Annotated in this window: 14 protein-coding genes and 1 pseudogene; 10 read left to right on the top strand and 5 right to left on the bottom strand. The window is 70.1% G+C overall.

The features are described from left to right. Positions 1-78: 78 nt before the first annotated feature. Positions 79-1,026, top strand: a complete 948-nt coding sequence (locus IQ210_RS42600) for a bifunctional riboflavin kinase/FAD synthetase (RefSeq protein WP_194084640.1) — start codon at positions 79-81, stop codon at positions 1,024-1,026. Positions 1,027-1,105: 79 nt separating this feature from the next. On the opposite strand, the gene IQ210_RS42595 is transcribed toward IQ210_RS42600, so the two are convergent. Together IQ210_RS42595 and IQ210_RS48580 are read right to left on the bottom strand one after the other, a co-directional pair. Then, complete coding sequence (locus IQ210_RS42595) at positions 1,106-4,429, bottom strand: AAA family ATPase (protein ID WP_194084639.1); 3,324 nt, start codon at positions 4,427-4,429, stop codon at positions 1,106-1,108. 876 nt (positions 4,430-5,305) lie between these two features. Next, positions 5,306-5,386: pseudogene (locus IQ210_RS48580) on the bottom strand (SCO5717 family growth-regulating ATPase); the annotation flags it as partial. Positions 5,387-5,869: 483 nt separating this feature from the next. Here IQ210_RS48580 and IQ210_RS42590 point away from each other — a divergent pair. Further along, positions 5,870-7,369: an outer membrane protein assembly factor BamB family protein gene (locus IQ210_RS42590; protein WP_194084638.1), complete on the top strand. Its 1,500-nt coding sequence runs from the start codon at positions 5,870-5,872 to the stop codon at positions 7,367-7,369. A gap of 43 nt (positions 7,370-7,412) precedes the next feature. Here the strand turns inward: IQ210_RS42590 and IQ210_RS42585 are convergent, their stop codons facing one another. After that, a complete protein-coding gene (locus tag IQ210_RS42585) occupies positions 7,413-7,700 on the bottom strand; it encodes a DUF397 domain-containing protein (RefSeq protein WP_194084637.1) in 288 nt (95 codons plus the stop codon). 268 nt (positions 7,701-7,968) lie between these two features. Between IQ210_RS42585 and rpsO the strand changes: the two genes are divergently transcribed. The 5 genes from rpsO (at position 7,969) to IQ210_RS42560 (ending at position 13,430) form a co-directional block, all read left to right on the top strand. After that, a complete protein-coding gene (rpsO, locus tag IQ210_RS42580; protein WP_059197935.1) occupies positions 7,969-8,256 on the top strand; it encodes a 30S ribosomal protein S15 in 288 nt (95 codons plus the stop codon). 333 nt (positions 8,257-8,589) lie between these two features. Beyond that, the gene (locus IQ210_RS42575) at positions 8,590-10,809 is read left to right on the top strand and encodes a polyribonucleotide nucleotidyltransferase (RefSeq protein ID WP_079312019.1); all 2,220 of its coding nucleotides are present in this window, start codon (positions 8,590-8,592) and stop codon (positions 10,807-10,809) included. Then, positions 10,806-12,185: a M16 family metallopeptidase gene (locus IQ210_RS42570; RefSeq protein ID WP_194084636.1), complete on the top strand. Its 1,380-nt coding sequence runs from the start codon at positions 10,806-10,808 to the stop codon at positions 12,183-12,185. The genes IQ210_RS42575 and IQ210_RS42570 overlap by 4 nt, the downstream gene beginning before the upstream one ends. 32 nt (positions 12,186-12,217) lie before the next feature. Beyond that, positions 12,218-12,970, top strand: a complete 753-nt coding sequence (gene dapB, locus IQ210_RS42565) for a 4-hydroxy-tetrahydrodipicolinate reductase (RefSeq protein ID WP_194084635.1) — start codon at positions 12,218-12,220, stop codon at positions 12,968-12,970. Between the two features lie 7 nt (positions 12,971-12,977). Then, positions 12,978-13,430: a tetratricopeptide repeat protein gene (locus tag IQ210_RS42560; RefSeq protein ID WP_194084634.1), complete on the top strand. Its 453-nt coding sequence runs from the start codon at positions 12,978-12,980 to the stop codon at positions 13,428-13,430. 70 nt (positions 13,431-13,500) lie between these two features. Here IQ210_RS42560 and IQ210_RS42555 read toward each other — a convergent pair whose 3' ends face one another. Next, on the bottom strand, positions 13,501-14,055 hold the full coding sequence (locus IQ210_RS42555) for a hypothetical protein (RefSeq protein ID WP_194084633.1): 555 nt from the start codon (positions 14,053-14,055) through the stop codon (positions 13,501-13,503). 124 nt (positions 14,056-14,179) lie between these two features. After that, positions 14,180-14,419 carry a hypothetical protein gene (locus IQ210_RS42550; protein ID WP_194084632.1) on the bottom strand — a complete coding sequence of 80 codons (240 nt, stop codon included), beginning with the start codon at positions 14,417-14,419 and terminating at the stop codon, positions 14,180-14,182. A gap of 172 nt (positions 14,420-14,591) precedes the next feature. On the opposite strand from IQ210_RS42550, the gene thyX reads away from it, so the two are divergent. From thyX to IQ210_RS42535, 3 genes are all read left to right on the top strand, one after another. After that, the gene (gene thyX / locus IQ210_RS42545; protein ID WP_194084631.1) at positions 14,592-15,332 is read left to right on the top strand and encodes an FAD-dependent thymidylate synthase; all 741 of its coding nucleotides are present in this window, start codon (positions 14,592-14,594) and stop codon (positions 15,330-15,332) included. 211 nt (positions 15,333-15,543) lie between these two features. Further along, positions 15,544-16,443 carry a 4-hydroxy-tetrahydrodipicolinate synthase gene (gene dapA, locus IQ210_RS42540; protein ID WP_194084630.1) on the top strand — a complete coding sequence of 300 codons (900 nt, stop codon included), beginning with the start codon at positions 15,544-15,546 and terminating at the stop codon, positions 16,441-16,443. A 156-nt stretch (positions 16,444-16,599) separates the two neighbouring features. Continuing rightward, complete coding sequence (locus IQ210_RS42535) at positions 16,600-18,285, top strand: ribonuclease J (RefSeq protein ID WP_194084629.1); 1,686 nt, start codon at positions 16,600-16,602, stop codon at positions 18,283-18,285. Positions 18,286-18,442: the final 157 nt, after the last annotated feature.

The raw sequence follows: 18,442 nt of genomic DNA, 5'->3' as shown, positions 1-18,442 counted from the left end.
GGCGCGGCATGGCACCCTTAGACCTGCGTAAGAGGTAAGCCGTAAATACGGACACGGGTTCGATGAGGAGCGGTCACAGTGCAGCGCTGGCGTGGCTTGGAGGACATCCCCGAGGACTGGGGACGCAGCGTCGTCACCATCGGCTCCTACGACGGAGTCCACCGCGGACACCAGCTGATCATCCGGCACGCCGTCGACCGCGCCCGTGAGCTGGGCGTTCCCTCGGTCGTCGTCACCTTCGACCCGCACCCCAGCGAGGTCGTCCGCCCCGGCAGCCACCCGCCGCTGCTGGCCCCGCACCACCGCCGCGCGGAGCTGATGGCGGAGCTGGGCGTGGACGCGGTCCTGATCCTCCCCTTCACGACGGAGTTCTCGAAGCTCTCTCCGGCCGACTTCGTCGTCAAGGTCCTGGTCGACAAGCTGCACGCCAAGGCGGTCGTCGAGGGCCCCAACTTCCGCTTCGGCCACAAGGCCGCGGGGAACGTGGAGTTCCTCGCCGAGCAGGGCAAGACCTATGACTTCGAGGTCGAGATCGTCGACCTGTTCGTCTCCGGCGCGGCGGGCGGCGGCGAGCCCTTCTCCTCCACCCTCACCCGCCGCCTGGTCGCCGAGGGCGACCTGGAAGGCGCCCGCGAGATCCTGGGCCGCCCGCACCGGGTGGAGGGCGTGGTCGTACGCGGCGCACAGCGCGGCCGCGAACTCGGCTTCCCGACCGCCAACGTCGAGACCCTCCCGCACACCGCCATCCCCGCCGACGGCGTGTACGCCGGCTGGCTGCACGTGGCGGGCGAGGCCATGCCGGCCGCCATCTCCGTCGGCACCAACCCGCAGTTCGACGGCACCGAGCGCACGGTGGAGGCGTACGCCATCGACCGCGTCGGCCTCGACCTGTACGGGCTGCATGTCGCCGTGGACTTCCTCGCGTACGTCCGCGGGCAGGCGAAGTTCGACTCGCTGGAGGCTCTGCTGGAGCAGATGGCGGAGGACGTGAAGCGCTGCCGGGAGCTGGTGGCGGAGGCCGGCTGACGGCGTTGCGGATGTGAGAACGCCGAAGGGCGGCCGGTGCGGATGAGCACCGGCCGCCCTTCTGTGTCGTGACGACCGCTTACTGCTGGGGCGGCTGCGGGGGCTGCCCCGGCTGCCCGGGCTGGGGATAGCCGGGACCGGGCTGCTGCTGTTGCGGGTACGGCTGCTGCGGTGGGTACGGCTGACCGGGCTGCGGCTGCGGGTACGGCTGGCCCTGCTGGGGGTAGCCGGGGCCGGGCTGCTGCTGTTGCGGGTACGGCTGCTGCGGATATGCCTGGCCGGGCTGGGCGTACTGCTGCTGGCCCGGCATCGGCGGGGCCGCCACCGGGGGCGGGTTGCCGTCGCTGGTCCACAGGCCGTGGGACTGCTGGTGGCGTACGAAGTCCTCGGCGACCATCGCCGCGAGGTTGAAGTACGCCTCGCGCACCTTGGGCCGCATCATGTCGAGGTCGACCTCGGCACCGGCGGCGAGGTGCTCGTCGAAGGGCACCACGACGACGCCGCGGCAGCGGGTCTCGAAGTGGCTGACGATGTCCTCCACCTTGATCATCTTGCCGGTCTCGCGGACACCGGAGATGACGGTGATGGAGCGGGAGACGAGGTCGGCGTACCCGTGCGCGGACAGCCAGTCCAGGGTCGTACTGGCGCTGGAGGCGCCGTCGACGGACGGGGTGGAGATGATGATCAGCTGGTCGGCGAGGTCGAGCACACCGCGCATGGCGGAGTAGAGCAGACCGGTACCCGAGTCGGTCAGGATCACCGGGTACTGCTTGCCCAGCACGTCGATGGCGCGCCGGTAGTCCTCGTCGTTGAACGTCGTGGACACGGCCGGGTCGACGTCGTTGGCGATGATCTCCAGCCCGGACGGGGCCTGGGAGGTGAACCGCCTGATGTCCATGTACGAGTTGAGGTACGGGATCGCCTGGACGAGGTCACGGATGGTGGCCCCGGTCTCCCGCCGGACGCGCCGCCCGAGCGTACCGGCGTCGGGGTTGGCGTCGATCGCGAGGATCTTGTCCTGCCGCTCGGTGGCGAGGGTGGAGCCGAGCGCGGTGGTCGTGGTGGTCTTGCCGACGCCGCCCTTGAGACTGATGACGGCGATCCGGTAGCAGGACAGCACGGGCGTCCGGATCAGCTCCAACTTCCGCTGCCGCTCGGCCTCTTCCTTCTTGCCGCCGATCTTGAAGCGGGAGGGCTGGGCAGCCGGGCGGCTGCTCTTCGCCTTCTGCTTCTTGTTGTTGAGCAGCCGGTCGGACGACAGCTCCACGGCCGCCGTGTAACCGAGCGGCGCGGCACCGGGGTTGGTCATCTGCCGCTGGTCATGCTGCATGGGCTGAGGCCAGGCGGTGCCGGTGCGGGGGTCGGTCGGGGGGACCTGGGGGGTGGGTGTGGGGGCGGGAGCGTTGGCCGGGGGTTGTGCGTCGGCTTGGGGCTGGCCCGGCTGGCCCGGCTGTGCGGGGGGCTGGGGGAAGCCGTAGCCGCCTTGGGGGTTGGGGGTGGGGGCCGGGGCGCCGGGGTGCGGGAAGCCGTAGCCGGCCTGCGGGTTGGGGGTGGGGGTGGGCTGCGGCTGGGGTGCGGGGGGCTGCGGCTGGCCGGGCTGGCCGGGCTGGTCTGGTTGCGCCGGGGGCTGGGGGAAGCCGTAACCGCCCTGGGGGGTCGGAGGTACGGGGGGCTGCGGGGCCTGGGGCGCGGGAGCCGGGGTGGCGGGCGCGTCGGCCTGCGGCTGCGGCTGCGGCTGGGCCTGGGGTTGCGGTACGCCCGGCTGCGGCTGGCCCGGCTGTGCGAGGGGCTGGCCGTTGTCGGGGGCGGCGCCTGAGGGCGGGAAGCCGTATCCGCCGGGCTGCGGGGCGGGGGTGGGGGCGGGGGCTCCGCCCGGGTGGGGGAAGCCGTAGCCGGCTTGGGGGTTGGGGGTGGGGGCCGGGGCGCCGGGGTGCGGGAAGCCATAGCCGGCCTGCGGGTTGGGCGCGGGGGCTCCGCCGGGGTGCGGGAAGCCGTACCCGGCCTGTGGGCCTGGGGCTGCCGGGGGCTGGGCAGCCGGCGGGGTCGAGGGGGAGGGCTGCGGGAAGCCGTAGCCGGCCTGCGGGTTCGGGGCTACCGGGGGCTGGTCAGTGGGCTGTTGGGTGGCCGTCGGCGGCGTGGCCGTGGGCTGCGGGAAGCCGTAGCCGGCCTGCGGGCCCGGTGCTGCCGGGGCCTGGCCTGCGGGCTGTTGTGTGGCCGGCGGGTTCCAGGCGGCGGGCGCGGGCTGCGGTGCCTGTGGCTGGAACTGCGGCTGCTGCGGCGGCACGGGCGGCTGGTTCTGAGCGACCGCGGGCTGCGGCTGGGCGGGCGCCGCCGGGGCCGGCTGCTGCGGCTGGGGCTGCGCGGGCCACTGCGCCGCGGGCGCGGGCGCGGCGGGCTGGTACGACGGCGGCAGCGGCGGCATGCCGGGCTGCGGCGCGGGCGGGGGAGTCCAGGCGGGCGGAGCGTCCTGTGGGGCGGAGTTCTGCGGAGCGTCCTGTGGGGCGGAGTCCTGGGGCGCACTGTCCTCAGGGGTGGCGTCGGACGGCGCGGCGTCGGAGGGAGTCTCGGACGGCGCGGCGTCGGAGGGAGTCTCGGACGGCGCGGCGTCGGAAGGCGCAGTCTCCTCAGGGTTCGCGTCAGCCGGTACGGCGTCTGCGGGTTCCGAGCCGGAGAGGCCGGAGTCGGAGAGACCCGAGTCGTTGGGCTCAGCGTCAGCGGGTACGGCATCCACCGGTTCCGCGTCGGCACGTACGGAGTTCACCGGCTCGGCGTCAGCAGGCACCGCATCAACCGCATCCACCGGCTCCACATCGTCAGTTGCGGCAGCACCACGCTCAGTGTCCACCGCCTCCGCGTCCGCAGTCACCGGGCCCACAGCTCCCGCGTCCGACTCCTCCGCGTTCACCGTTCCCGCGTCAGGCTCCTGAGCGTCCTCGGCCCCCGCGTCCGACTCCTGCACGTCCGCCGGTCCCACGTCGGCATCGGCTTCCGGAGCCACGGCGACCGGGGCCGCCGCGACGGTGTCATGAGGCTCGGCGTCGGTCGAGTCGCTGTCCGTCAGGTCCGCGTCCACCGCGGCGGCGTTCTTCGGCGCGGCACCTTCCCGCTCCGTCTCGCCCTCGGCATCTTCCGCCTCGGCAACCGAAGCCCCCAAGTCAGCGTCCTCGCTGGACGGAACGTCGCTGAAGGAGTCCGCGTCGAGGCCGGAGTCCTCGTCGGCGCCGTCCTCGCCGTCAGCGACACGGTCCGCATCCACGTCGAGCTCGGCATCGGCCTCGTCGGCCTCCGCCACTGACGCCCCCTCGGTCTCCTCAACTTCGTCGTCGACCGACGTCAGCTTCGCCTCCGCCGCGGCAGCCCGCTCCGCGATGTCACGCTTCAGGGCGACAGCGGAGAACCGCATGGTCGCGCCACTTTCGAGGTCACCGTTGCCGGACTCCTCCGGTTCCTCGGCCGTGGGAGCGGCAGGGGCCACCTCAGGCGCAGGCGCCGGCGCCGGTGCGGGCAACGTGAAGCTCGCCGGGGACGAGGAGGGAGCCGACGCCGGAGCGCCCCACGGCCCCTGCGGTCCCGGGATGTTCGGCACGGCCGTGGGAGAGGCGGGGTCCGCGGCAGGAGCCTCGGTCCGGGCGTCGGCCTGCGAAGCCTGCGGCGGCTGCGGCTCGAACCCGCTGCCGACCGGAAGCCTCGGCACCGCCCCCGGCCCACCGTTCGGCGGCGCGGGCGGCTGGAAAGGCGCACCGGGAGCGGACGCGGGCGGAGTGAAGGGTGCCCCCGGTCCGGAGGATGCCGGCGGAGTGAACGGCGCCCCCGGCCCCGACGACGGAGGCGCGGGCGGCGTAAAAGGAGCCCCGGGCCCGGAAGAAGCCGGCGCCGGAGGAGTGAAGGGAGCCCCCGGACCAGCCACCGGCCCCGCCCCCGGCCCAGACGCAGGCGCAGGCGGCGTGAACGGAGCCCCAGGCGCCGGCGACGGAACAGCACTCGGCCCCGAAGAAGCACCCTGCGGACGCGAATGCGCGGGAGGAGTCAGCCCCGGCAAGGAGGACGCGGCCCAGTCGGCAGGGGAGGGAACGCCACCAGAAGCGCCACCAGCAGCGCCACCGGACGCACCCCCGGCCGCCGACCCCGCCGTACCCGAAGAACCCCCCGCACCCGCAGAGCCTCCCGAACCCGCAGAACCCGACGAACCCCCCGAATTCCCCCCGTCGTTCGACCCCGCGGACGCGTTCTGCGTGTACCAGGCAGGCGGTGCGTAGTCGATGGTGAACTCGCCCGTCATCTCGCTGGCGGACTCCGCGTCGGGCTGGTCATCGCCGGGTGTGGCCCAGCCCCCGCGGATCCCGTCCCGATCGCTGCTCACAATTCCTCCTGGTGTGGTCGAGCACCCTCACGCCGTGCCAGGGGCGACCTGTTCTTGTCGTCTTCTAGTCGTCCGAAGTCGTTCGAGGTCGTCCGATCCACCGGCTCTCCCCCTGGGACGCCGACGCCCGGTCCACGGGTTCTGGCGTCGCGCCCGGTACCAGCCTAATCACCACAAGCCCCACCCCGGCAGGCCCGTCCGCCCCCGAGCAACCGTCCGCTGCGTCACAACCTGCCCAGAAGTGGCGTACACAGCTTTCGCATCGGTGAGGAAAAAGGGCGATGTCGGTGAATACCCCGAACACAAACGGAAGGTGACGGCGGCCGACACCGCACGCAGTCCGAAGCACCTTGCCCCGCAAGGGTGTTGAGGGGAACGGCGAGACACCCCACTCCCGGCCCGCGACCGGCCGGCGGGCATAGTAGGGCCGATCCGAACTTGATCAGGTCAGATTCCGGCCAGAAACAGAAAGGGCGCTTCCGCGTGAGCTTCGGCCCGCCTCCCTCGATCTACACCCAATCCGCACTCGCGGCCGACACCGCCCGCAAGCGTCGCCGCACGAAACTGCTGGGCGCGGTGGCGGTCGTCGTGGCCCTTCTCGTGCTGGCCGGAGGCGGCTGGTACCTCGCGTCCGGCGACGACAGCGCCCCCGCCGACGCCAAGGGTCCCGTCGTACAGAGCGCCGACGCCGTCAGGGAGACGACCGAGAAGGTCCCCGGCTCACCCGAGGGCCAACTGATGCTGGAACACGACGAGGAGGGCCTCTCCAAGACCACCGACGCCGCTCCCCGCTACGCCCCCGGCACCTGGGCCACCGACAAGGTCATGGTCAAGGGCGTCGCCAACCGCCTGGAGGGCTACAACATCGCCCTCGACGCCGACGAGAAGGCCTGGACCCTCAAGCTCGACGGCCACCTCTGCGCCACCAGCCGGCACGTCACCGCCGACGGTCGTACCGCCGTCGTGATCCAGCCCCCGCAGCCCGACGGCTCGGAGAAGGCGGGCGTCTGCGACCAGGTGGTCTTCTTCGACCTGAACACCGGCAAGAAGCTGTGGCAGAAGCAGATGCCGGCCGCGAACTCCGCCTTCGTCACCAACACCAACCTCACCCTGACGAAGGGTGTCGTCGCCGTGGCCTGGGGGCAGGGCTCGGTGGCGTACGACATGAAGACCGGCGCGAAGCTGTGGAGCAGCGCCCTCGGTGACGAGTGCCAGGACAAGGCCTTCGCCGGCGGCCGCGCCCTGCTGGCCCTGCGCGGCTGCGGCTCGCTGCCCGACGTCAGGTACCAGGTGCAGAAGGTCGACCCCCGCACCGGCAAGCCCGTGTGGACGTACAAGGTCTCCGACGGGGTCCAGAGCGTCTACCTGCCCTCGTCCGATCCGCCGGTGCTCGCCGTCGCCGCCGGGGACAGCCTCCCGACCGACGTCATCACCCTCGACGGGAACGGCAAGTACCGCACCACCATCTCCCTCGACGGCTACGACCCGAAATGCGGCGAGCGGTACTTCGGGTCGCCGTACTTCGGCATGTACGAGAACTGCGACGGCATCGTCGTCGGCCGCACCCAGGCCTATCTCCTGAGCGAGGAGAACATCGCCACCGGCGAGCCCTCGGACTGGATCGTGGCGTTCGACCTCGCGACCGGCAAGACGGCGGGCAAGTTCGAGGGCCGCGAGTTCCAGAAGGTCTATCCCCTCCGCATGAGCGGCGACGATCTCCTCATCTACCGCCGCGGCGCGGGCACCGTCGCCCCGGCGGCCGTGGTGCGCTGGAACCCGCGCACGGACAAGGAGACCCCGCTCCTCCTCTTCACCCTCCCGGAGGAGGACGACGCCGACTTCAGCGACCCGGACGAGTCGGACATCCTCTACCAGCAGGGCCGGGTCTTCTTCGGCAAGCGCGAGCTGGTCCGCGACGACAAGTCCCCGGCCGACCCGGTGCTGATGGCCATCGCGTTCGGCAGCGCCGGGCTGAAGCACTGACGTACGGATGGAGGGGCGGCACGCGCGCGTGCCGCCCCTCTTCTCACTTCTCCGCCGATTCCTCCGGCGTCGGATCGAGGTCGAACTCCCCGTCCCGCGCCCCCAGCACGAAGGCCGTCCACTCCGCCTCCGTGTAGCGCAGCACGGTGTCCGGGTCGAGCGAGGACCGCATGGCCACGGCACCCTCGGGCAGGTACGCGATCTCGACCCGCTCCTCGTGCTCCTCCGTGCCCGGCGCGCAGTGCCACTCGACGCCGGAGATGTCGAGCGCGTAGAGCTCGTCCCGCTCCCGCTCCTTGCGCGCCTTGATCTCCTCAGCCGTCTCCGCCATGCCCAGCGACCCCTTCCCGACGTCGTACGATCTGCCGTCACCCTAGTGGCCCCGCATCCCCGCTCCAGGTGGTTGTGGAACCCGGGAGAAGGTGCCCACCTGTGCCTGGTACCCTGAGTGACGGCCGTTTGTGTACGCACCCCCGGAGTCCCTCGAAGGACCCTGGAGGCCGCGCCCAGCGGATCCCCGCCTCCCGAGTAACGGAAGCTCCCCCGAGACACAGACCGGGGGCACTCGGTGGCCATTTTCAGACTACGAGGAGTTTCGAGTGCCGCTCGACGCCGCAGTGAAGAAGCAGATCATCGCCGAGTTCGGTCAGAAGGAGGGCGACACCGGCTCCCCCGAGGTCCAGGTCGCCATGCTTTCGCGCCGGATCTCCGACCTGACCGAGCACCTCAAGACCCACAAGCACGACCACCACTCCCGCCGTGGTCTGCTGATCCTGGTCGGTCAGCGTCGCCGCCTTCTCCAGTACCTGGCGAAGAAGGACATCCAGCGCTTCCGTGCGCTGGTCGACCGCCTCGGCATCCGCCGTGGTGCGGCGGGCGCCAAGTAAGACGCCGTGAAGGGAGCGGTTCCCACTTGTTCGGGGGCCGCTCCCTTTGCTGTACGTGCGGAGTGTCACTGCCTCTTTGTAGTGTGGTAGCACAACGCAATACGTACGACACAGCGTGATGGCGCGTACCCGTAGGGGTATGGCGACATCACAAGAAGAACAAGACGAACGAGGAGAAGCGCACCTCGCCGCCGCCGGTCCTCGGTAGTGGCCCCCGGGGGAAGTGAGCCCGGGTGCTTCGATCGAAGACCGGCCCGCACTGAACGGAGCGCTTCTCCGCAACCGTCCCCCCGCCACACGGGCGGGAGGGACGAAGACGAGGAGAAAACGCTAGTGGAGAACGAGACCCACTACGCCGAGGCCGTCATCGACAACGGCTCCTTCGGCACCCGCACCATCCGCTTCGAGACGGGCCGCCTGGCCCGCCAGGCCGCCGGCTCCGCCGTGGCCTACCTGGACGACGACACCATGGTGCTGTCGGCCACCACCGCCTCCAAGAACCCCAAGGACCAGCTCGACTTCTTCCCCCTCACGGTGGACGTCGAGGAGCGGATGTACGCCGCCGGCAAGATCCCGGGTTCCTTCTTCCGCCGTGAGGGCCGGCCGTCCGAGGACGCGATCCTCACCTGCCGCCTGATCGACCGCCCGCTGCGCCCGTCCTTCAAGAAGGGCCTGCGCAACGAGATCCAGGTCGTCGCCACGATCATGGCCCTCAACCCGGACCACCTGTACGACGTCGTGGCGATCAACGCCGCGTCCGCGTCCACGCAGCTGGCCGGCCTGCCCTTCTCGGGCCCGATCGGCGGCGTCCGCGTCGCGCTGATCAACAACCAGTGGGTGGCCTTCCCGACGCACTCCGAGCTCGAGGACGCCGTCTTCGACATGGTCGTCGCCGGTCGCGTCCTGGAGGACGGCGACGTCGCGATCATGATGGTCGAGGCCGAGGCCACCGAGAAGACCATCCAGCTGGTCAAGGGCGGCGCCGAGGCGCCGACCGAGGAGGTCGTCGCCGCCGGTCTGGACGCCGCGAAGCCCTTCATCAAGGTGCTCTGCAAGGCCCAGGCCGACCTCGCGTCGAAGGCCGCCAAGCCGACCGGCGAGTTCCCGATCTTCCTCGACTACCAGGACGACGTCCTGGAGGCGCTCTCCGCCGCCGTCCGCCCGGAGCTCGCCTCCGCGCTGACCATCGCCGGCAAGCAGGAGCGCGAGGCCGAGCTGGACCGCGTCAAGGCGCTCGCCGCCGAGAAGCTCCTGCCGGAGTTCGAGGGCCGCGAGAAGGAGATCTCCGCCGCGTACCGCTCCCTGACCAAGCAGCTCGTCCGCGAGCGCGTGATCAAGGAGAAGAAGCGCATCGACGGCCGTGGCGTCACGGACATCCGTACGCTCGCCGCCGAGGTCGAGGCCATCCCGCGCGTGCACGGCTCGGCGCTGTTCGAGCGTGGCGAGACCCAGATCCTGGGCGTCACCACCCTCAACATGCTCCGCATGGAGCAGCAGCTGGACACCCTCTCCCCGGTGACCCGCAAGCGCTACATGCACAACTACAACTTCCCGCCGTACTCCACCGGCGAGACCGGCCGCGTCGGCTCCCCGAAGCGCCGCGAGATCGGCCACGGCGCGCTCGCCGAGCGTGCCCTGGTCCCGGTCCTGCCGACGCGCGAGGAGTTCCCCTACGCGATCCGTCAGGTGTCCGAGGCCCTCGGCTCCAACGGCTCGACGTCCATGGGCTCCGTCTGCGCCTCCACCATGTCGCTGCTGAACGCCGGTGTGCCGCTGAAGGCCCCCGTCGCCGGTATCGCCATGGGCCTGATCTCCCAGGAGATCGAGGGCGAGACGCACTACGTCACCCTCACCGACATCCTCGGTGCGGAGGACGCCTTCGGTGACATGGACTTCAAGGTCGCCGGCACCAAGGAGTTCGTGACCGCCCTCCAGCTCGACACCAAGCTGGACGGCATCCCGGCCTCCGTCCTGGCCGCGGCCCTCAAGCAGGCCCGTGACGCCCGCCTCCACATCCTCGACGTGATGATGGAAGCGATCGACACGCCGGACGAGATGTCCCCGAACGCCCCGCGGATCATCACCGTCAAGATCCCCGTGGACAAGATCGGTGAGGTCATCGGCCCCAAGGGCAAGATGATCAACCAGATCCAGGAGGACACCGGCGCCGAGATCACGATCGAGGACGACGGCACCATCTACATCGGTGCCGCCGACGGCCCGGCCGCCGAGGCCGCCCGCGCCACGATCAACGGCATCGCCAACCCGACCATGCCGGAGGTCGGCGAGCGCTACCTGGGTACGGTCGTCAAGACCACCACCTTCGGCGCGTTCGTCTCGCTGCTCCCCGGCAAGGACGGTCTGCTGCACATCTCGCAGATCCGCAAGCTCGCCGGCGGCAAGCGCGTGGAGAACGTCGAGGACGTCGTCGGCGTGGGCCAGAAGGTCCAGGTCGAGATCGCCGAGATCGACTCCCGCGGCAAGCTCTCCCTGATCCCCGTGATCGAGGGCGAGGAGTCGGCTGACGACAAGAAGGACGACACCGACAAGTGACGTCGAGTAGCTCCACGGCGACGGCCCGCACCTCCTCGGAGGCGCGGGCCGTCGCCCGTACCCAAACCCTGATCAAGGGCGAGAACGGCATCGGTACGGTCCGTAAGACCACCCTCCCGGGTGGCCTGCGCATCGTCACCGAGACCCTGCCCTCGGTCCGCTCCGCGACCTTCGGCATCTGGGCCCACGTCGGCTCCCGCGACGAGACCCCGGCCCTGAACGGCGCCACGCACTACCTGGAGCACCTGCTCTTCAAGGGCACCACGCGCCGCTCCGCCCTGGACATCTCCTCGGCGCTCGACGCGGTCGGCGGCGAGATGAACGCGTTCACGGCGAAGGAGTACACGTGCTACTACGCGCGCGTGCTCGACACCGACCTGCCGCTCGCCATAGACGTCGTCTGCGACATGCTCACGGGTTCCCTCATCCTCGAAGAGGACGTCAACGTCGAGCGGGGCGCGATCCTCGAAGAGATCGCCATGACCGAGGACGACCCGGGCGACTGCGTGCACGACCTGTTCGCGCACACCATGTTCGGCGACAACCCCCTCGGCCGCCCGGTCCTCGGCACGGTCGACACCGTCAACGCCCTGACCGCCGACCGCATCCGCCGCTTCTACAAGAAGCACTACGACCCCACCCACCTGGTCGTGGCCGCCGCGGGCAACATCGACCACAACAAGGTCGTACGACAGGTCCGCGCGGCCTTCGAGAAGGCGGGCGCCCTCAAGAACACCGACGCCACGCCCATCGCCCCGCGCGACGGCCGGCGTGCCCTGCGCACCGCGGGCCGCGTGGAGCTGATCGGCCGCAAGACCGAGCAGGCCCATGTCGTCCTCGGCATGCCGGGCCTCGCCCGCACCGACGAGCGCCGCTGGGCCCTCGGCGTCCTCAACACGGCCCTGGGCGGCGGCATGTCCTCCCGCCTGTTCCAGGAGGTCCGCGAGAAGCGCGGCCTGGCCTACAGCGTGTACTCGTACACCTCGGGCTTCGCCGACTGCGGCCTCTTCGGCGTCTACGCCGGCTGCCGGCCCTCGCAGGTCCATGACGTGCTGAAGATCTGCCGCGACGAACTCGACCAGGTCGCCGAGCACGGCCTGTCCGACGACGAGATCGCCCGCGCCATCGGCCAGCTCCGGGGTTCGACGGTCCTCGGCCTGGAGGACACCGGCGCGCTGATGAACCGCATCGGCAAGAGCGAGCTGTGCTGGGGCGAGCAGATGTCCGTCGACGACATGCTCACCCGGATAGCCTCGGTCACCCCGGACGACGTCCGCGCGGTCGCCCGCGACATCCTGGGGCAGCGGCCCTCGCTGTCGGTCATCGGCCCGCTCAAGGACAAGCAGGCGTCCCGACTGCACGAGGCCGTGGCCTAACCCCCTTCTGTTCTGGCTTAAGGAAGCAAGAGATGAGCAAGCTGCGCGTGGCGGTCCTCGGTGCCAAGGGCCGGATCGGCTCCGAGGCGGTCAAGGCCGTCGAGGCCGCCGAGGACATGGAGCTGGTCGCCGCCCTGAGCCGGGGCGACAAGCTGGAGACCCTGGCGGAGACGGGCGCCCAGGTCGCCGTCGAACTGACCACGCCCGCCTCGGTGATGGACAACCTGGAGTACTGCGTCGGCCACGGCATCCACGCCGTCGTCGGTACGACGGGCTGGACCGACGAGCGCCTCGCGCAGCTGAACGGCTGGCTGGCCGCGTCCCCGGAGACGGGCGTCCTCATCGCGCCCAACTTCTCCATCGGCGCCGTCCTGAACATGAAGTTCGCGCAGATCGCGGCCCCCTACTTCGAGTCGGTGGAGGTCGTCGAACTCCACCACCCGAAGAAGGTCGACGCGCCTTCGGGCACCGCCACGCGCACGGCCCAGCTCATCGCCGAGGCCCGGCGCGCGGCGGGCACGGCTCAGGCGCCGGACGCCACCGAGACGGCCCTCGAGGGCGCGCGCGGCGCGGACGTCGACGGCGTCCCCGTCCACTCCGTCCGCCTGCGCGGTCTCCTGGCCCACCAGGAGGTCCTCCTGGGCGGCGAGGGCGAGACGCTGACGATCCGCCACGACTCGCTCCACCACAGCAGCTTCATGCCGGGCATCCTGCTGGGCGCCCGCAAGGTGGTCACGACCCCGGGCCTGACCTTCGGCCTGGAAAACTTCCTGGACCTGGGCTGACACCACCATGCGCGCCAAGCTGTCCTACGCCATAACGGCCGCCGTCCTGGTCTTCTACTTCGTCCTGGTCGGCAGCCGCGGCGTCATGCTCATCCAGTCCGGCACCCTCATCACCGTCACCTTCGGCGTGGCGGTGCTGATCCTGCCGGTCATCGGCCTGTGGTTCCTGTGGAAGAACACCGAGTTCGTCCGCAAGGCCAACCAGCTCGCCGCCGAACTCGACGCCGAAGGCGGCCTGCCCGTCGACGAGTTGAAGCGCCTGCCCAGCGGCCGCATCGACCGCGACTCGGCCGACGAGGTCTTCGCCAAGCGCAAGGCCGAGACCGAGGCCGAACCCGACGACTGGCGCAGCTGGTTCCGCCTCGCCGTCGCCTACCACGACGCCCGCGACACCCCGCGCGCCCGCAAGGCGATGCAGAGGGCGATCGCCCTGCACGACGGCAAACCCGTCCAGGCCTGAGACGCCGTACGCCGAAGGGGCCGGCCCGCACACACCGCGGACCGGCCCCTTCGACGTCTTCGTCGGCGACTCAGCCCCGCTGATACTCCGCGCCCCACGCCTCCACCGAGTCCGCGGCCCGGTCGAACGCCTCGGCCCGCCCCAGGAAGTCCGCGTTGTGCGTGGTCAGCAGCGGCGAGGTGTCCTCCGCCGCGCGATCACGCCGTACGACGGTCAGCGCCTGCCCCTGAACGGTCCGCGGCAGGCCCAGCCAGCGCACCGGCTGCTGCACCGTCCGCACGGCGACGACCTGCTCCCACCGCACGGTCCGCGTGAGGAGGAACCCGACATGGCGCACCCCGCGCGCGCTCACCCACACGCCCATCCGCAACAGCCGCAGCGACACGGCGATGACGGCCAGCGCGCCCCCGAAGACCACACCACCCTCGGACACCGAACCGGTCAGGGCGATGATGACCGCCGCGAACAGCACGTACGACGCGAGCAGCAGCAGAAGCGCCGCCGCACCCACCCGCCAGGGACCGGGACGGTACGGGCGCCGCCAGTGGTCGCGGTCGTCGAAGGGCAGCGCGATGTCGTCGGCTGTCTCGAAGGCGCGGTCGGCCGTCAGGAAGGGCAGGGGCACGGCTGGTCCTCACTCAATGCATGCGTGGGCTGTGCCCGGTGAGGCTATCCGCCAGTGTCCCTACGAGCCACCTTTGGGGGCTCATGGGGGTCCCTCCCACGCCATTTGGGGCAGTGGGGGAGAGTCAGTGTCCTTGGGACGCCTGTGACTGCTGGGTGTCCGTGGCGGAGTGATCGACGGTCAGCGCCGGCATCCCGAGCACCAGGGAACCCACCAGCGCGGCGATGATGGTGACCCCCAGCAGCCAACGCCCGGCTATCTGCCCGGCGGAGGACTTCTCCCGGGGCGGGGGAGTGACATTGCTGCGGAACCTGTCGGCCTCGGCGACGAAGGCGAACGGGACGGGCTCACGCCGGCTGAACATGGGGGAGCGCTCCTCTCAAGCTCGAATAAGTGACTGTTGTTGATACAGACGCACGAGTTCCAGAAAAGGTGCCCGGTTTAACCAAGTTTCCTCGGTCACGACAACGAACGTCCTGTTTGGTGGGCCGTAGAGTGGCGTCGCCGAAAGACGCGATGGAAGGACCCTTCGAACCGTGACCCCCACCCCCGATGACGAGTTCAAGATCGACTTGCGCAGTGACGTCAGCGTCGAGCTGGTCAAGCACAGTGCGACAGACTCGGACGTGCTGTTCGCGGCCCGTGTGTCGACCATTGGGGAGCAGTCCCTGGACGAGTTGGGCAAGGACCCGGAGCGTTCCAAAGGGCTGATCAACTACCTGATGCGTGACCGGCATGGCAGCCCGTTCGAGCACAACTCCATGACCTTCTTCATCAATGCCCCGATCTTCGTCTTCCGTGAGTTCATGCGGCACCGAGTGGGGTGGTCGTACAACGAGGAGTCCGGCCGGTACAGGGAACTGCAGCCTGTCTTCTACGTGCCCGACACATCGCGCAAGCTCGTTCAGCAGGGCCGACCTGGCAAGTATGTGTTCGTAGAGGGGACACCCGAGCAGCACGACTCGGTGTCACGGGCGATGGAGGAGTCGTACCGCCAGTCTTACCGCTCCTACCAGGAAATGCTCGCCGCCGGCGTCGCCCGCGAGGTCGCCCGCGCGGTCCTCCCGGTCGGCCTGTTCTCCTCGATGTACGCCACGTGCAACGCCCGCTCGCTGATGCACTTCCTCGGCCTGCGCACCCAGCACGAACTGGCGAAGGTCCCCTCCTTCCCGCAGCGCGAGATCGAGATGGTCGGCGAGAAGATGGAGGCCGAGTGGGCCAAGCTCATGCCGCTCACGTACGCCGCCTTCAATGCGAACGGCCGTGTGGCGCCGTAACGCACCCGCGTTCCCCGACCGGGCACAGATGTACGGTTCAGCCTCGCGAGGTGTCCGTATTGCGGCATTTGGAGAAGTTCATCTAGCCTGATCAAACGGACCCGGCACTGCTTGAACCCCCGAGCAGGCAGTGCCGGGCTCCACCTTTGTCATGACTTTTCGCGCCCCCCGAGGGCAGACCACGTCTTGAGCAGCGAGTAGCGTGTTACCCATGGCTCCGACCTCCACTCCGCAGACCCCCTTCGGGAGGGTCCTCACCGCCATGGTCACGCCCTTCACGGCGGACGGCGCACTCGACCTCGACGGCGCGCAGCGGCTCGCTTCCCACCTGGTGGACGCAGGCAACGACGGCCTGATCATCAACGGCACCACCGGTGAGTCGCCCACCACCAGCGACACGGAGAAATCGGACCTCGTACGAGCCGTACTGGAGGCGGTCGGCGACCGCGCCCATGTCGTCGCTGGCGTCGGCACCAACGACACCCACCACAGCCTCGAACTGGCCAAGGCCGCCGAACAGACCGGCGCCCACGGCCTCCTGGTGGTCACGCCGTACTACAACAAGCCCCCGCAGGAGGGCCTGTACCGGCACTTCAAGGCCATCGCCGACGCCACCGAGCTGCCGGTCATGCTCTACGACATCCCCGGCCGCAGCGGCGTCCCGATCAACACCGAGACGCTGGTCCGGCTCGCCGAGCACCCGCGCATCGTCGCCAACAAGGACGCCAAGGGCGACCTCGGTCGCGCCAGCTGGGCCATCGCCCGCTCCGGCCTCGCCTGGTACTCCGGCGACGACATGCTGAACCTGCCGCTCCTCTCCGTGGGCGCGGTCGGCTTCGTCTCGGTCGTCGGCCATGTGGTCACCCCGGACCTGCGCGCCCTCGTGGACGCCTTCGTCTCGGGCGACGTCCAGAAGGCCACGGAGATCCACCAGAAGCTGCTCCCGGTCTACACCGGCATGTTCCGCACCCAGGGCGTCATGACGACCAAGGCCGCGCTCGCCCTCCAGGGCCTGCCCGCCGGACCGCTGCGCGCCCCCATGGTGGAACTCACTCCGGAAGAGATCGAGCAGCTCAAGATCGATCTTGCCGCCGGCGGGGTACAGCTCTGACAACAGACTTCGTGCGCCCCCGGCGCGCAACAGACTTCACAACTGAATACGCGGGCCACCGGTGCCCGCACCACACAACGACAACTGCTACACGCACGAACGTCATGCGCGCCACGTGCCCTACCGGTACGTGGCGCGTGTGGTGAGGAGAGTCTTTTGAGTCATCCGCATCCTGAACTCGGCCCGCCCCCGCCGCTCCCCGAAGGCGGCCTGCGCGTCACCCCGCTCGGCGGTCTCGGCGAGATCGGCCGAAACATGACGGTCTTCGAGTACGGCGGCCGCCTTCTGATCGTCGACTGCGGAGTGCTCTTCCCCGAGGAGGAGCAGCCCGGAATCGACCTGATCCTGCCGGACTTCTCGTCCATCCGGGACCGCCTCGACGACATCGAGGGCATCGTGCTCACGCACGGCCACGAGGACCACATCGGCGGCGTCCCCTTCCTGCTCCGCGAGAAGCCGGACATCCCGCTGATCGGCTCCAAGCTGACCCTCGCTCTCATCGAGGCCAAGCTCCAGGAGCACCGCATCCGCCCGTACACCCTCGAGGTGGCGGAGGGGAACCGCGAGCGCATCGGCCCGTTCGACTGCGAGTTCGTCGCGGTCAACCACTCCATCCCGGACGCGCTGGCAGTCGCCATCCGCACGCCCGCCGGCATGGTCGTCCACACCGGCGACTTCAAGATGGACCAGCTTCCGCTGGACAACCGTCTGACGGATCTACACGCGTTCGCACGCCTGAGCGAGGAGGGCATCGACCTCCTTCTCTCGGACTCCACGAACGCGGAAGTCCCCGGCTTCACCCCGCACGAGCGGGACATCTCCAACGTCCTGCGCCAGGTCTTCGCGAGCGCCCGCAAGCGGATCATCGTGGCCAGCTTCGCGAGCCACGTCCACCGCATCCAGCAGATCCTGGACGCGGCCCACGAGTACGGCCGCAGGGTCGCCTTCGTCGGCCGCTCGATGGTCCGCAACATGGGCATCGCGCGAGACCTCGGCTACCTGAAGGTCCCGCCGGGCCTGGTGGTCGACGTGAAGACCCTGGACGACCTCCCGGACAGCGAGGTGGTCCTCGTCTGTACGGGTTCCCAGGGCGAGCCGATGGCGGCCCTGTCCCGCATGGCCAACCGGGACCACCAGATCCGCATCGTCTCCGGCGACACGGTGATCCTGGCGTCGTCCCTGATCCCCGGCAACGAGAACGCGGTCTACCGCGTGATCAACGGCCTGACCCGCTGGGGCGCCAACGTCGTCCACAAGGGCAACGCCAAGGTCCACGTCTCGGGCCACGCCTCGGCCGGCGAGCTGCTGTACTTCTACAACATCTGCCGCCCGAAGAACCTGATGCCGGTCCACGGCGAATGGCGCCACCTGCGGGCCAACGCCGAACTGGGTGCCATGACCGGCGTCCCGCACGACCGGATCGTCATCGCCGAGGACGGCGTCGTCGTCGACCTCGTCGCGGGCAAGGCCAAGATCTCCGGCAAGGTCCAGGCGGGTTACGTGTACGTCGACGGCCTCTCGGTCGGCGATGTGGGCGAGCCGGCCCTGAAGGACCGCAAGATCCTCGGCGACGAGGGCATCATCTCGGTCTTCGTCGTCATCGACTCGTCGACGGGCAAGATCACGGGCGGGCCGCATGTCCACGCCCGCGGCTCCGGCATCGAGGACTCGGCGTTCGCCGACGTGATCCCGAGGATCACGGAGGTCCTGGAGCGCTCGGCGCAGGACGGCGTGGTCGAGCCCCATCAGCTCCAGCAGCTGGTGCGGCGGACTCTCGGCAAGTGGGTCTCCGACACGTATCGCCGCAGGCCGATGATCCTCCCGGTGGTGGTGGAGGTCTGACGGTCCGTCGGCCCTCGTACGCGTGAACCCGGAGCGGGGCGCCTCGATTTGCATCGGGGCGCCCCGCTCCAGTACGTTTACGGCTCCGCCTGAACGGGAACCCGGCCGCCTCGCGTGCCGGAACCAGTCCCCGAAGCGGGCGGGAATTCCGACTCAG

It is taken from the genome of Streptomyces justiciae (assembly GCF_015163075.1).
In the GTDB taxonomy this organism is placed as follows: Bacteria; Actinomycetota; Actinomycetes; order Streptomycetales; family Streptomycetaceae; genus Streptomyces; species Streptomyces justiciae.
Note: the sequence above shows the minus strand (reverse complement) of the source record. Positions and strands in the feature narration are given on the sequence as shown.